This window comes from Bradyrhizobium sp. WU425, assembly GCF_021052305.1.
Taxonomy (GTDB): Bacteria; Pseudomonadota; Alphaproteobacteria; order Rhizobiales; family Xanthobacteraceae; genus Bradyrhizobium; species Bradyrhizobium canariense_D.
The window spans coordinates 4674451-4687133 of record NZ_CP088089.1 but is presented as its reverse complement, the minus strand read 5'-3'; the positions used below and the strand labels follow the sequence as shown (position 1 = coordinate 4687133).

Here is a 12683-nt window from a genome sequence, read left to right as displayed (position 1 = left end):
CCACGACCATGGCTGCACGAAACAAAAACGTGGATGCCCGGGACAAGCCGGGCAAGACGAGTTCGTGGAGCGCCCGCGCGTCGAACGCTTTAGTACGTATAGAACATCCGCTGGATTTCCTTGGTGTCGGTCGTCTTGGTCAGCGCCAGCATCAGCAGAATGCGCGCCTTTTGAGGATTGAGCGTATCCGAGACGACGAAGTCGTGCTCGTCGTCCTTGGCCTCGCCGTTGCGCGCGACGATGCCGTTGCCGACCCGGCTGCTGCGCACGATCACGACACCCTTCTTGCGGGCCTCGTCGAGGGCTGGCTCGACCGCGGGGCGAGCCAGGCTGCCGTCACCGACGCCGGCATGCACGATCCCCTTGGCCCGGGCGGCGACAAACGCGTCGATCGCGACCCGGTTCATGTTGGCGTAGCCGTACACGATGTCGACTTGCGGCAGGACATCGAGGCTGGAGACGTCGAATTCGGAGTCCGCCGTGTGCCGGCGCGTCGATTGACGATAGAAGTACGGCTTGTTGCCCTGCATGTAGCCGAGAAAGCCGAGTTCCGGGGCACGGAAGGTGTCCGCCGTCGAGGTGTTGTTCTTGGTGACATCGCGAGCCGCGTTGATCTGATCGTTGAGAGCAACGAGCACGCCCTTGCCGACGGCCTCGTCACTGCCTGCGAGGATCACCGCATTGAAGAGGTTGATCGGTCCATCCGCGCTGATCGCCGTCGACGGCCGCATCGCGCCGACGACGACGACAGGTTTCTTGCTCTTGACGACGAGGTCCAGAAAATAACTGGTTTCTTCGATCGTATCGGTCCCGTGCGTGATCACAATGCCATCGACGTCGTCCTGCGCGAGCAGCGTGTTGACGCGCTTGGCAAGCTTGAGCCAGTAGTCATTGTTCATGTTCTCGCTGGCGATCTGGAAAACCTGCTCGCCCTTGACGTTAGCCACCGTTTTCAGTTCGGGGACGGCATTCAGGAGCGTCTCAATGCCCACCGTGGCGGCGGTGTAGCCGACCACGGTGGTGCTGCTCGCCCCGCTGCCGGCGATCGTGCCGCCGGTTGCGAGCACCATGACATTGGGCAGTCCCGGGCCCCGCGCGTTCGCGGCTTCAAGTCCGATGAGCAGCGCGAAGAGCAAGCTCATTGCCGCGATGAAGTGATGACGCACTCGAGGTTGCCACATCTTGACGTTCCCTTTGCTAGAAAGCCTTGTCGATGCGCCCCGTTTCGCTCAGCACCGCATGATCGGTCAGTCGAGAGCTCCTGTCTAGGGCGACGCTGCTTTCGGATGATTTGGTCTGGAAGCCGGCACACGGAAACACACACGCGAATGGCCGGGACAAGCCCGGCCATGTGGCAGTTCGTCTGGCGATTGCTCGCTAAAGCAGCAGCGAATTTGCGGCGCCTTACGCGCCCATCTCGCACTTCTTCATAAAGCTGTTCTTGGCGGCGCCGGCGAGCGGCTTGCCCTCGGCGCTGACGGCCTTGGGCGCGCAGGCTTCGGCTTTGCACTTCTTCATGAACGAGGTCTTGGCGGCGCCAGCCAGGGCCTTGCCGTCCTTGCCGACCGCCTTGCTTTCGCAGGTGTCCTCCGCGAGGGCCGAACCCGCTGCGAACGTGGCAACGATCGCAGCCAGGAAAATCCGCTTCATCATGATTGTCTCCCTAAACCAGAAATGGCACGCGGATTGGAGCCGGAAATCGTGGCGCAATCAAGCTGGATGAGCGCCTGCCGCCCGGTCTTGCTGGCGATTTCCGACCGCGGGTACGAAAGGGCCGACGCCTGCTGCACTGCTCGCTGACCGGGACGGGCGATCCTGCTAGCTTCAGGCGAGTTTAGCCGAAAGGGAGCATCGTAATGGAGACCCTGATTGCGAACATGCCGGATGCCGCTTCTGACCGGCATTCTCACCTGGTTCGGCCGCAAGAGATGGAATGGCAGAAGACGCGCTTTCCCGGCTGCGAGGCCAAGACGCTGCTGTTCGATCGCAGCAGCGGTCTGATGACGGCCTTGATGCGCTTTGCGCCGGGATCGGTGCTGCCCGATCACGAGCATGTCGGCGTCGAGCAGAGTTATGTCATCGAGGGCGCTCTCGTCGACAACGAGGGACCGGCCAAGGGGATTACCTGCAAGGCCGGCGAATTCATCTGGCGCGAGGCGGGCAGCCGGCATGCCGCCTGGTGCCCGGAGGGCGCCCTGATCCTGGCGATCTTCCAGGTGCCGAACAAGTTCTTCGAAGCCGACGGCCGCGTCGTCGATGCCGCCGGTCAGGATTGGGACCAAACTTGGGGGCACACCGACGCGCAGCGGGCGGGGAAGGCGCGGTAGGCGGCTCTTCGAAGCTCAAGTGCCGTCATTGATGCTTCTGACGAGCGTGGTGACCTGAACGGCGATCAGCCGCCGCATCTCCTTGCCGTTCCTGGCGGTTTCGCGCAGTCCCCGCATGCCGAACACCAGGCATCGCGCCAGCACCTCCGGCTCGACCGCTATCCCGGCGGCATTCACCTGATCGCGGATGAGGTCGGCGACCAAACACTGGAAGTTGTCGTAGACCTTCCGAACTGCGGGGAAACGGAGGTCGAACAGATCTGCCGAATCGGGATGCGCCTCGATCAGGTCGAAGCCATGCGATCCCCAGGATTTACAGGCGTGGAGCAGCCTGGCGTGAAGGCCGTCGAGGCGCGCGATTGCGGCCCTGATCTCCCGATGCTTCTGCTCGTCCATTCGCTGGATCACCGCCGCGAACACGGCGTCCTTGTCGGGGAAGAGCAAATACAGCGCCGGCCGCGACATTCCCGCCCTGGCGGCGATGTCGCCCATCGTCGTGCGGGCATGGCCGTAGCGGGAGAAGACCTCCGTCGCAGCCTCGACGGCGAGCTCTTCTTTCGAAATGCTGGAACGAGCCATGAGCCTCACAAGCGTCGGAACTGAACGTCGGGTCATATTGACAAAGTATCAATAATTGTCAATATGACCGAAAGCGGCATGAAGCGAGAGGTTCTGCGAGATGAACGATGAAGCGCGACTGAAGACCTGGAACACCTATCAGGCGGCGTGGGGACCCATCGATGAGGACGAGCGGCGTCGGCTGCTCGAGCAAAGCGTGGTCGCGGACTGCGTGTATACCGATCCGGGCTCGCAGGTTGAGGGACGCGACGCCTTGATGGCGCGCATCGGTCAAACCCAGCTCAAGTTTCCTGGCGCGCATTTCAGGAATGACAGCTTCCTCGAGCACCATGATCAAGGGCTTTTTCGCTGGACGATGTATGACGGCGCCGGTCGCGTGTTCGTCACGGGCGAGAGCTTCGGCCGTTTCGGCGACGATGGCCGCCTCGTTCAGGCGACGGGCTTCTTCGAGGTGCCCGCTGCCAAGTCCTGAACGCCGGCCGGCGCGGCGGTCGATCCTGCCGCTCCGGATATCGCCCTCAGGCGCCGCGCGCGAGAAGCGCCTTGAAGTCCGCGCGTGCGCGCTGCGCTTCGGCTCGCGCCACCTCGGAGGCGTCGCCGAGGCCGAAATAGCCGTGGATCAGGCCGGGGCCTTCATGATGCTTCACCGGCACACCGGCTGCCTCCAGCGCCCGTGCGTAGGCTGCACCTTCGTCGCGCAGGGGATCGAACCAGGCGGTGGTGACGATCGCGGGCGCGACGCCGGCGAGCGAAGCCGCGCGCAGCGGTGAAACGCGCCAGTCGGTCGCATGAGAGGGATCGGCGAGATAATGACCGCAAAACCACTCCATCACGGCGCGCGAGAGGAAGTAGCCTTCGGCATTCTCGGCGCGCGAGGGGAAGCGTGCGTTCTCGCGCGCGTCCGCATAACTCCCGAGGACGTCGGTCACGGGGTAGACCAGGAGTTGCGCCGCGAGCTTGATGCCGGCGTCGCGGCAGGCGATCGCGGTGGTGGCGGCGAGATTGCCGCCGGCGCTGTCGCCGGCAACGCCGAAGCGTTTTGCATCGCCGCCAAATTCCGCGACGCGGCCAAACACGTCGCTGACCGCGGCAAAGGCGTCCTCGAACGCGCCGGGAAAACGCGTTTCGGGCGGACGGCGATAATCGACGGAGACGACGACCGCGCCCGTCTCGATCGCAAGGTTGCGTGCCTGCCGGTCGTGGGTCTCGAGGTCGCCCGCGACCCAGCCGCCACCATGGAAGAACACCACGGTCGGCGCCGGCGTGGTGCCGACGCGGTAGACCCGTGCATCCAGCGGACCGGCGCCGCCTTTCACCTTGATATCCGCGATGATGTCGACCGGTGGTGGCGCTATGGCCGCGCGTGAGGCAGCCAGTGCACGCAAGGAATCGCGGGCGCTCTGTGGCGTCATCGTCGTGGCATCGCGCATTGGCAGCAGCGGAATGATCTGGGCGATGACGGGATCGAGCGGTGCAGCCATGTTGGCTTTCATGGGATCCTCACAGGGTTCTTGGTCTTGCTTGCGGGTTAGCATAGATATTGCGCGCCGCATCGGCAACCGCTCGCGTGTTGGCGCGCCAGGGGATGAACGGGCAGGGAGGTCTTGAGGTGGAATTCGAAACGCTGGTCCAGTCGCGCCGCAGCGTGCGCGGCTTCAGGAACGAGCCGGTGCCGCGCGCGGTGATCGAAGCGATCATCGACAGCGCCAAGCGTGCGCCCTCGTCGATGAACACCCAGCCCTGGCACGTCCACGTGCTCACGGGCGGTCCGCTGGAACGGCTGCGCCGACGCAACATGGAGGAGATGGTTGGCGGCGCCAAGGTGAAGCGCGACATCGTCAGTCACGGCGAGTATCAGGGCGTGCACCGGACCCGGCAAGTCGACGTCGCCAAGAAACTGTTCGGCGCGATGGGGATCGCGCGCGACGACAAGCCGATGCGGCAGGACTGGGTGCTGCGCGGCTTCCGCCAGTTCGATGCGCCGGTGTCGCTGGTCTTGACCTATGACCGCGTGCTCGATCCCGGCGCGGTCTGCCATTTCGACCTGGGCGCGCTCTGCTACGGCATCGTGCTCGCGGCCTGGGACCGCGGTCTCGGTTCGGTGATCAACGGGCAGGGCATCATGCGCTCTGACATCGTGCGCGAGGTCGTAAACATTCCGGAGGACGAGGTGATCATGACCTGCGTCGCGATGGGCTATCCTGACGACAACTTTGCCGCGAACGCGGTGCGCTCCGATCGCGAGGGCAACGACGATTTCGTGCGCTACGTCGGATTCGCCGAGTAGTGCGGGCAGAGGAGATTATTCTCTCGCCGAAATTTTTGGTGCGGACCGCTTGGCGGCCTCTTGCAATCTCGATCGTGCAGGAGGAACAATGTGCGGACTGAAAGGTTTGATGCTGGCGCGAGGGAATTGACATGCGGCGGCTCGCTAGCCTGGTTCGACGGTTCTTCGGCCCGCGAGTGCGGCGTCCGATCGATGATGATCCAAGTCTTCCTTTCACACCCGAAGAGTTCGGCCGGCTGATCCGCAGCGGCCGGCACGAGGACATGAAGCTGCTGGCCGAAGGGCTCGCCTGCCGGACCGTTCCGCGCCGCACCAGACATCGCGCCGCGCACTAGACTGGGGTCGAGACGGGTTGCTGCGCTTACCTCGTGAGAGCGACCTGCCTGAACGCGGTCAGCAGCGCCTTCTCCAACTTTCCGCTCATCCCGCATAGGATGTCATAGGCTTCGCTGCGTGGCAGCGTCGGCTTGTAGTGCCGATACTCGATCAGGGCCGCGAAGATGTCCGAGATCGTGAGAATCCGCACGATGTCGCCAATACTCTCGGCCCCGAGTGCATCCGGATAGCCGCTGCCGTCAAGAAATTCGTGATGATGCCGCACGGCATCGAGGATCTCCGGTGAGATATTGTCGTGGTCTTTCAGGAAATCGTAACCCGCAATCGGGTGAGTCTCGATCATGGCACGTTCGGCCGGATCGAGACGGCCGGGCTTGTCGAGGATGGCAAGCGGGATCCGGGCCTTGCCGAGGTCGTGGAACATGGCCGCCGAATACAGCCGCTCGAGGTCGGCGCGGCCCACACCGAGACTCAGTCCGAAGTCGATCGCAACGCCGGTCACGAGCAGGCAGTGCTGGTAGGTTCCCTCGTGGTGGCGCCGCACAGTGGTGAGCCACTCGGACAAGCCATGCTGGGTGATGCGATCAGCGATCTTGCGGCCGGCTTCCTTCGTGCCGTCGACATCGATGGGCTCGCCGAGCGCGACGGCCGTGAACATCGACGCGATCGCCGTCGCCGCGGCCTCGACGGCATTGTCCTGCTGCGGCGCCTGACCTGAGGAAGCAGACGCCTCTTCGGCGGAATCAGCCAGCGCTGCCAGCAGCTTGATCTTGTCGATCGTCCCGGGAAGGACGAGCGTGGCCCCGAGCGCGTAGGCCTGCGAGATACTCATGTGAGAGGGGTGCTCGACCAGGAAGATGCGCTTCGTTGCCTTTGCGAACTTTATGGCTCGTTTCTTGATGGCCGCGATGGTGTGGACGTCACGCAATTCCGCACGGATGACGATCGCGAACGGCATCTGGGACAGCTTGGCTTCTGCGTCGAGCCGTTCGCCTGCGACGGCAAACCGTTGCTCGAGAATCGAACAGACGCTCGACAATTTTTCCGAGGAGTCAGCCAGCACATGCACGAATGGGCGTGCCGCTTCCTTCTCTCGGATGCCGCCGTCGCCTTTGACGGGGCGGGATATAGTTCGCGCGTTCTGCACGGTTGACCTGAATCATGCTGGAGTTGGATCGGGCTGATGAATCCTTGGGCCTATTTGTTCTGAGCGGCAGCCTGCACAGAGGCTGCCGGTTTCTTCTTGCCGTCTGCGGTGACGAAGTGCACGCCGGCCGTGGTGCCGTCGATCCAGACCAGTTCGCAGCGCCGGTAGGCGAGCCCCGTCGAGGACAGCAGCAGGAAGAATTCCTTGGCCTGGAGCACGTCGAGCGTGCCCTCGACCTCGATCTTGGCACCGCTTTGCGATATGTCGAGCAAAACGCAACTGCGCCGCCAAGTGCCGTCCGAGCCCATTAGATTGACAGGCTGCTTGTGATCCATTTTTACGCGCATCGCTTTGCGACCGTCGAACTTCATCGGCTAACCCCCATCTTCGGGCTGCAATTTCCCGGGTCGCCTGTGCTGGCGTTTGCTACTATTTGCCCCCATCGCACTGTCCATTGGCTGGTGGACAGAAGCAGCGTCTCGAAGATCCGTTGCGCGCGCTCGCGCTCGGAATAGGAGAGCCTTTTTCCGCTGCGGTTGCTCAGGATGGTAAGGGTGGTCTGCCAGTTTAGCCGCGACGCCCGGCACGCCATGACCAGCCCCTCGCAATCGTCATCGCTCGCGACATGCTCGATAATTTCGAGCGGCGCCCCTGAAAGCACCGACAGCGCCGTGAACAAATTGGCCGTCTCGCCGCGGATCGCAAAGCGGTTCACCGTGGAATCGTTGAGCTTGCCGACGCGGTTGAGGGCGACGATCTCCGGCCTCGCGCCCGCGTAGTCGGCCCGGCAAGGCCGCTTTGGCGGAGCCGGCTCCGCTTCCGGCACCGGCGCTGCGGCGGACGGGGCGGGTGCCTTCCGGGCTAGTGGGGCGGAGAGCAGCTTGCGCACGACCAGATCGGGCGTGCCGGGCCGGAGCACCAGCGCCTTCGCGATCTCGCCGTCCTGGTCGGCCTTGGCAATTAGCGCTGCATAGGCTGCGTCGGAGAATTTCGTTCCCTGGTTCTTGATCAGGTCAAGGCAGATCGGGCCGCCGTGCTTGATCAGCGCCTCAGTCACCGTCGGCGCGATGTCGCTGCGCGCGGCGATCGCGCGTCGATGCCACTCGCCACGGGAGTCAATGACAGCCTCGAGATCGGCTGCGGAAAGTGCACGCGACTTGAGCAACACAGGACATGCCACGTCCGGACTATCGTGCGAGGCGAGACGCCACAATGTTTCGGGAGGCGCGATGTCAAGTTCCGCGAGCGCCGTGCTGAGCTGAACCAGTGCGCTGGCCTCGACCCGTTCCGTCAATCGCAGCAGAACACCGTCGACCACGTTGACGAGCAATTCCCGGCACTGGCCGCGGCTGCCAGTGAGCAACTGCACCATGCCGGCGAGAATGCGTGCGCAACGGTGCGGTGGGTAGGTTGCGACCACCTCTTCCAATTCAGCAAGAATATCAGCAGGCGAATTTGCCATCATGGCAGGGGCCTGACCTAAAATTAATTTGGACTATCGAACTGCACCTATTCCGCCCGACAGACGTTAATTTGAAGTTTGGATTTTGCTCGTCTAGGTATATCTGCACCGCTGGCCACACGGAAAACGCTATCGAAAATTGGCGAGATTTGATGCGCCGCCTTGTCCTTGGACTTCGACGCTCGCCAACTGGTCGGCATAGTTCGAAGTGATTCTTTCAGACTTAAGGCACACGGAGCGCAGAAGCGGGCCGGCATCGTCGCCGGACGCGTGTGTTGCGACGCGAAGTTCACATTGCCATGAATAGAAGTGATGATCCGCCGACGCTGGCGCCAAAGGTATTTCGCTTCACCGACGTCGATGAATTTCGAAACGCCATACGAGGGCTCGACTTCGAGTTCACGCCTTTTGTACGGAGGATTTCGGCCGAGCAGAGTATTCTGTCGCTACCCGGCTGCGACGTGAATTTGACGCGGGCATTTCCGCGGGTCGTCGACGCACAGCTCGTCGAGAATTGTACCGCGATCGGATTCACGATGGACGATTTGGACGTGACCGTTCGATTCAACGGCGCGCGGCGTATACGACCCGTTATCGTCATCGGCAGCGGCGGCGCGGCTTACACCATCATCGAGGAGGTGCAGCGGCAAATCGCCTCGGTGGTGTTCAGGCCGGAGGTGACGGATCGCGGCTGGCCACAAGCAACCCTCTGCTTCAAAATCTTCGAAACGACCGCTGCGGGCTTGAGCCGGCTTCGCGGTGTGGTCCGGGAAGTCTTGGAAGCCGCGTCGGAGCCCGTCGCCTCGCCCGACTTGCCGCTGAAGGCGGCCGGCATGAAGGAGACCCTGCTCGGCGCTGTGGACGCAATTTTCGAAAGTATCGTTCCCGCGCGATGGACCCTGCGCCCCAATGACGAGCGCAACTTCAAAGTCTTTCAGGACATCCGCGCGCTGCTTTCCGACGACCTCTCGCTGCCCATCTACAGCGACGAGATCGCGCGCAAACTCGGCTTGTCCGTTCGCACCATGCACGACGTCGCCCGCCGCTATCGTGGAATGAGCCTGCACCGCTACTTGCGCCTGCGGCGGCTGTGGCTGGTGCGTCAGCGGCTGCTCGCGGGTGCCGATAGTGTCAAGGCCGTCGCGCTGGCGTTCGGCTTCTGGCATCTCGGCGACTTCTCCAGAAGCTATCGCGACCAGTTCGGCGAGACACCGTCGCAAACGCTTGAATCCGGACGGCGAACTTAGCGCGTCAAAACGTTGAGGGCCGGCCTGATGATCCGTGCTAGACTGCTGCCCATGAGCAATCGCATTCTCGTCCTCTACGGTTCCTACCGTTCCGACCGCATGGGCATACGCCTGGCGAATTTCGTCATCGATCGCCTGCGCGCCCGCGGCGACGACGTCGTGTTTATCGACGCCAAGGCGATCGGCCTGCCGATGCTCGATCGCATGTACAAGGAATACCCCAAGGGCTCCGCACCCGAGGCGCTGGAGAAGCTCGCCGGAGAGATCCGCGGCGCCGATGGTTTCGTCTTCGTCACTGGCGAATACAATTGGGGCATCCAGCCGGGCCTGAAGAATCTTACCGACCACTTCCTCGAGGAGTGGTTCTGGCGCCCAGCCGCGATCGTGAGCTACTCGGCCGGCCGCCTGTCCGGCGCGCGTGCCTCGACCGCCTGGCATGGCACGTTGTCGGAGATGGGCATGGTGGTGGTGTCGAGCACCATCGGCGTCGGCCCGATCGCACAGACGCTGTCGGAAGCGGGTGAACCGATCGGCGAGGGCGGCAAAGCGCTGGAACGCTCGTTCCCGCGCTTCGCCGACGATCTCGCATGGTGGATCGAGGCGGCCAAGGCGCAGCGGGCGCGCAAGGCGCCGCCGTACTAAGCCCTTACGCCGACCTGACCTCACCGAGGAAGCGGTCGAACTGTCCGGCGAGATCGCGTGACTGGGACGAGAGCTGCTCGGCTGCGCCCAGCACCTCCCGCGCGGCCGTACCGGTGTCGTCGGCGGCGCGCTGCACGCCTGAAATGTTGGTGTTGACCTCCTGGGTGCCGCGCGCGGCTTCCTGGACGCTGCGGGCGATCTCCTTGGTCGCCGAGCCCTGTTCCTCGATCGCGGCCGCGATCGCGGTGCCGATCTGGTCGATCTCGCCGATGACGTCGGCGACGTTGCGGATCGCGGTGACGGTCTCGTCGCTCGCGGCCTGGATCGCCGAAATCTGCTCGGAGATTTCGGTGGTGGCCTTGGCGGTCTGGCCCGCCAGCGATTTCACCTCGGCAGCAACTACCGCGAAGCCGCGGCCGGCGTCGCCGGCGCGGGCGGCCTCGATGGTCGCGTTCAACGCCAGCAAATTGGTCTGCTCGGCGATGCTCTGGATCAGCGTGACGACGTCGCCGATCTTCTGCGCGCCCTCGGCCAGCGCACGGGCGGTGTCGCCGGTGCGGCGGGCGTTGTCGACGGCGCGGGCCGCGATCTCGGTGGACTGGGCCACTTGACGGCCGATCTCCGAAATCGAAGAGGTCAGCTCCTCGGTGGCGCTCGCGACCGTCTGCACGTTGCTCGATGTCTGCTGTGAGGCGGCGGCGACGACGGCGGCCTGGCTGTTGGTCTGGGCAGCCGTCGAGGTCATCGACTGCGCCGTGCTTTCCATGGTGGCTGAAGCGCGGGACAAGCCGCCGACGAGCTCGGTGACCTTGGCTTCGAACGCGCGGGTGATCCCGTCGAGCGCCTGTGCGCGGCGCATCTTGCCGTCGTTCTCGGCCTGCTTCTCCGCCGCGAGGCTGTCGGCCCGGATCATGTTGTCCTTGAAGACCCGGACCGCCGCGGCCATGGCACCGATTTCGTCGGAACGCTCGGCGCCGGGAATCTCTTCCGTGACCTCGCCTTCGGCAAGCCGCGACATCCGCGTCGTCAGGTTGACGATCGGGGCGCAGACGCGGCGGCGGACCGTGACGATGAGGCCGGCGCTGGCGATCAGCACGGCGAGGAGGCCCGCGAGTGCGATGGTGAAGCTGGTGTGGGCCGCAGTGGAGGCACCGGCGAGAATCTGCTCGGCGTTGTCGTAGAAGGCGTCGCGGACCTCGATAATGGTGCTGAGGCCGCGCTGCGTGGCGGTGTAATAGGTGTCCATGTCGTGTTCGTACTTGCCGCTGACCGCACCCTCCTTCACCAGCTTGAGCTCGCGGCCGAACTCTTCGATGTAGATCGCGTTGAATTTCTCCAGCGCGGCGGCGACGTTCGCCGGCGTTGCGGGATTGCCGCGCAACTCCAGCAGCGACATCACGATCTGATCGTTGCGGCCCTGCGAGCGGCTGATCTCGGCCTTCTCGGCATCGGTCGCCGGTTTCTTGCCGCCGACGAGATTCTTGTGCAGGCTGGAGTTGAAGCCGCCCACGTCGCGCAATGTCATCGCGATGTTGGCGTAGCTTGCCTGCCGGTAGGCATCGCCGTTGAGGATCGCCATGCGGCGAACCTGCTCGTTGAGCAGCGCGGTCACGCCGGCGTTGAGCACGGCGTTGTCGGCGACGATCTTCTTGGCGGCATCCTTGCGCGCCTCCGGCGGGCCTGCCATCGCCTTGTCGATGGCTTCGCGCAGCGCCGTGAACTTCGAATTGATGGCGTCGATGTTGCCGCCGGTGGTGTTGCCGTCATCGAACGGGCCGGGCAGGTCCTTGCGCAGCGCGTTCATCCTTTCGCGGGCGGCATCGGTCTGCTTGCGCAGCTTGTCCTGCTCGGCAAGCAGCGCCGGGTCGACCGCGGGAGGGCCGTAGAGGATGTTGGTGGAAAAGCCGCGCTCGGGATTGAGGTAGCGCGGGATGTCGCTGACGGCGCGGACGATCGCCAGCCGCCCCTGCGCTTCGGTGATCCGTTCCATCGTCTGGTATTTCGTCACGGCGACGTAGACGGCGAGGCCGCCGCCCACTGTCGAGAGCGAGACGATGGCGGTGGTCAGGAGCGTACCGATTTTCATGATTCTGTCCGGCAACTGGCGCGGGAAATTATTTGCACGGACAATAGGCAGGCGATGTTAATCCCGGGTTTACGCTGGTGGCTGCGGTCACTTGGGCTGTCGCTCAAGGGCCGCGAGGATATCGAGCGTTGCCTGATCGCGCTTGCCCGAAAAATACCGGGCGAGCGCCTCGTCGAAAACGGGCTCGTCGGACACCGCGTCGAACAGCGTCATCGACGAGCGGAATTTGGCATCATCGGGCGCGCCGAGGATGGCGTTGATGGTCCGGCCCTCGACGGCGAGCACGAGCCGCGTGCATTCGATCAGGCGCGGACCGAGGATGGGGTGGGCGAGGTAGGCCTGGGCCTCGGCGCGGGAGGTGATGGCGTAGCGCTGGGACATGGCGCTGAAGCCGAGACCGGCGACCTGCGGGAAGACGAACCACATCCAGTGGCTCTGCTTTCGGCCCCGGGTCAGCTCCCCCTGGACGTCGCCATAGACCGGGTCCTGGGCCCGGACAAAGCGCTCTAGATCGAACGGATCGGTCATAAGATACCTCGGGATACCCTGGAATGGCTTGCCGGGGCCCTT

Annotated in this window: 15 protein-coding genes; 6 read left to right on the top strand and 9 right to left on the bottom strand. The window is 64.0% G+C overall.

Annotated features, from left to right (window positions below; genetic code table 11):
• Positions 1-89 precede the first annotated feature (89 nt).
• Positions 90-1181, bottom strand: a complete 1092-nt coding sequence (locus BcanWU425_RS22820; RefSeq protein ID WP_026233150.1) for a type II asparaginase — start codon at positions 1179-1181, stop codon at positions 90-92.
• 223 nt (positions 1182-1404) lie between these two features.
• On the bottom strand, positions 1405-1653 hold the full coding sequence (locus BcanWU425_RS22815; protein ID WP_018456350.1) for a hypothetical protein: 249 nt from the start codon (positions 1651-1653) through the stop codon (positions 1405-1407).
• 203 nt (positions 1654-1856) lie between these two features.
• Between BcanWU425_RS22815 and BcanWU425_RS22810 the strand changes: the two genes are divergently transcribed.
• Positions 1857-2327: a cupin domain-containing protein gene (locus tag BcanWU425_RS22810; protein WP_018456351.1), complete on the top strand. Its 471-nt coding sequence runs from the start codon at positions 1857-1859 to the stop codon at positions 2325-2327.
• Positions 2328-2342: 15 nt separating this feature from the next.
• Here BcanWU425_RS22810 and BcanWU425_RS22805 read toward each other — a convergent pair whose 3' ends face one another.
• Positions 2343-2906 carry a TetR/AcrR family transcriptional regulator gene (locus BcanWU425_RS22805; RefSeq protein ID WP_018456352.1) on the bottom strand — a complete coding sequence of 188 codons (564 nt, stop codon included), beginning with the start codon at positions 2904-2906 and terminating at the stop codon, positions 2343-2345.
• A 100-nt stretch (positions 2907-3006) separates the two neighbouring features.
• On the opposite strand from BcanWU425_RS22805, the gene BcanWU425_RS22800 reads away from it, so the two are divergent.
• Entirely contained in the window at positions 3007-3378 is a 372-nt protein-coding gene (locus BcanWU425_RS22800; protein WP_018456353.1) for a nuclear transport factor 2 family protein, read from the top strand.
• Positions 3379-3424: 46 nt separating this feature from the next.
• Here the strand turns inward: BcanWU425_RS22800 and BcanWU425_RS22795 are convergent, their stop codons facing one another.
• On the bottom strand, positions 3425-4387 hold the full coding sequence (locus tag BcanWU425_RS22795; protein WP_026233151.1) for an alpha/beta hydrolase: 963 nt from the start codon (positions 4385-4387) through the stop codon (positions 3425-3427).
• 128 nt (positions 4388-4515) lie between these two features.
• Here BcanWU425_RS22795 and BcanWU425_RS22790 point away from each other — a divergent pair, with 128 nt between their 5' ends.
• Complete coding sequence (locus tag BcanWU425_RS22790; protein WP_026233152.1) at positions 4516-5193, top strand: nitroreductase; 678 nt, start codon at positions 4516-4518, stop codon at positions 5191-5193.
• A gap of 131 nt (positions 5194-5324) precedes the next feature.
• Entirely contained in the window at positions 5325-5528 is a 204-nt protein-coding gene (locus BcanWU425_RS22785) for a hypothetical protein (protein WP_018456356.1), read from the top strand.
• Between the two features lie 26 nt (positions 5529-5554).
• Here the strand turns inward: BcanWU425_RS22785 and BcanWU425_RS22780 are convergent, their stop codons facing one another.
• The 3 genes from BcanWU425_RS22780 to BcanWU425_RS22770 are packed head-to-tail and all read right to left on the bottom strand — an operon-like array spanning position 5555 to position 8141.
• Positions 5555-6676 (bottom strand): HD-GYP domain-containing protein, encoded by a 1122-nt coding sequence (locus BcanWU425_RS22780; RefSeq protein WP_085353014.1) that lies wholly within the window; start codon positions 6674-6676, stop codon positions 5555-5557.
• Positions 6677-6726: 50 nt separating this feature from the next.
• Complete coding sequence (locus BcanWU425_RS22775) at positions 6727-7047, bottom strand: PilZ domain-containing protein (RefSeq protein ID WP_018456358.1); 321 nt, start codon at positions 7045-7047, stop codon at positions 6727-6729.
• Positions 7044-8141, bottom strand: coding sequence for a DUF2336 domain-containing protein (locus BcanWU425_RS22770; RefSeq protein ID WP_204511037.1), 1098 nt, complete (start codon positions 8139-8141; stop codon positions 7044-7046). Before BcanWU425_RS22770 ends, BcanWU425_RS22775 begins: the two co-directional genes overlap by 4 nt.
• 296 nt (positions 8142-8437) lie before the next feature.
• Between BcanWU425_RS22770 and BcanWU425_RS22765 the strand changes: the two genes are divergently transcribed.
• Positions 8438-9385, top strand: a complete 948-nt coding sequence (locus BcanWU425_RS22765; protein ID WP_231188566.1) for an AraC family transcriptional regulator — start codon at positions 8438-8440, stop codon at positions 9383-9385.
• A 51-nt stretch (positions 9386-9436) separates the two neighbouring features.
• A complete protein-coding gene (locus tag BcanWU425_RS22760; RefSeq protein WP_085353019.1) occupies positions 9437-10027 on the top strand; it encodes an NADPH-dependent FMN reductase in 591 nt (196 codons plus the stop codon).
• A 4-nt stretch (positions 10028-10031) separates the two neighbouring features.
• Here BcanWU425_RS22760 and BcanWU425_RS22755 read toward each other — a convergent pair whose 3' ends face one another.
• Together BcanWU425_RS22755 and BcanWU425_RS22750 are read right to left on the bottom strand one after the other, a co-directional pair.
• Entirely contained in the window at positions 10032-12113 is a 2082-nt protein-coding gene (locus BcanWU425_RS22755) for a methyl-accepting chemotaxis protein (protein WP_204511039.1), read from the bottom strand.
• A gap of 87 nt (positions 12114-12200) precedes the next feature.
• Entirely contained in the window at positions 12201-12641 is a 441-nt protein-coding gene (locus tag BcanWU425_RS22750) for a DUF1810 domain-containing protein (protein WP_204511040.1), read from the bottom strand.
• Between the last annotated feature and the right edge of the window lie 42 nt (positions 12642-12683).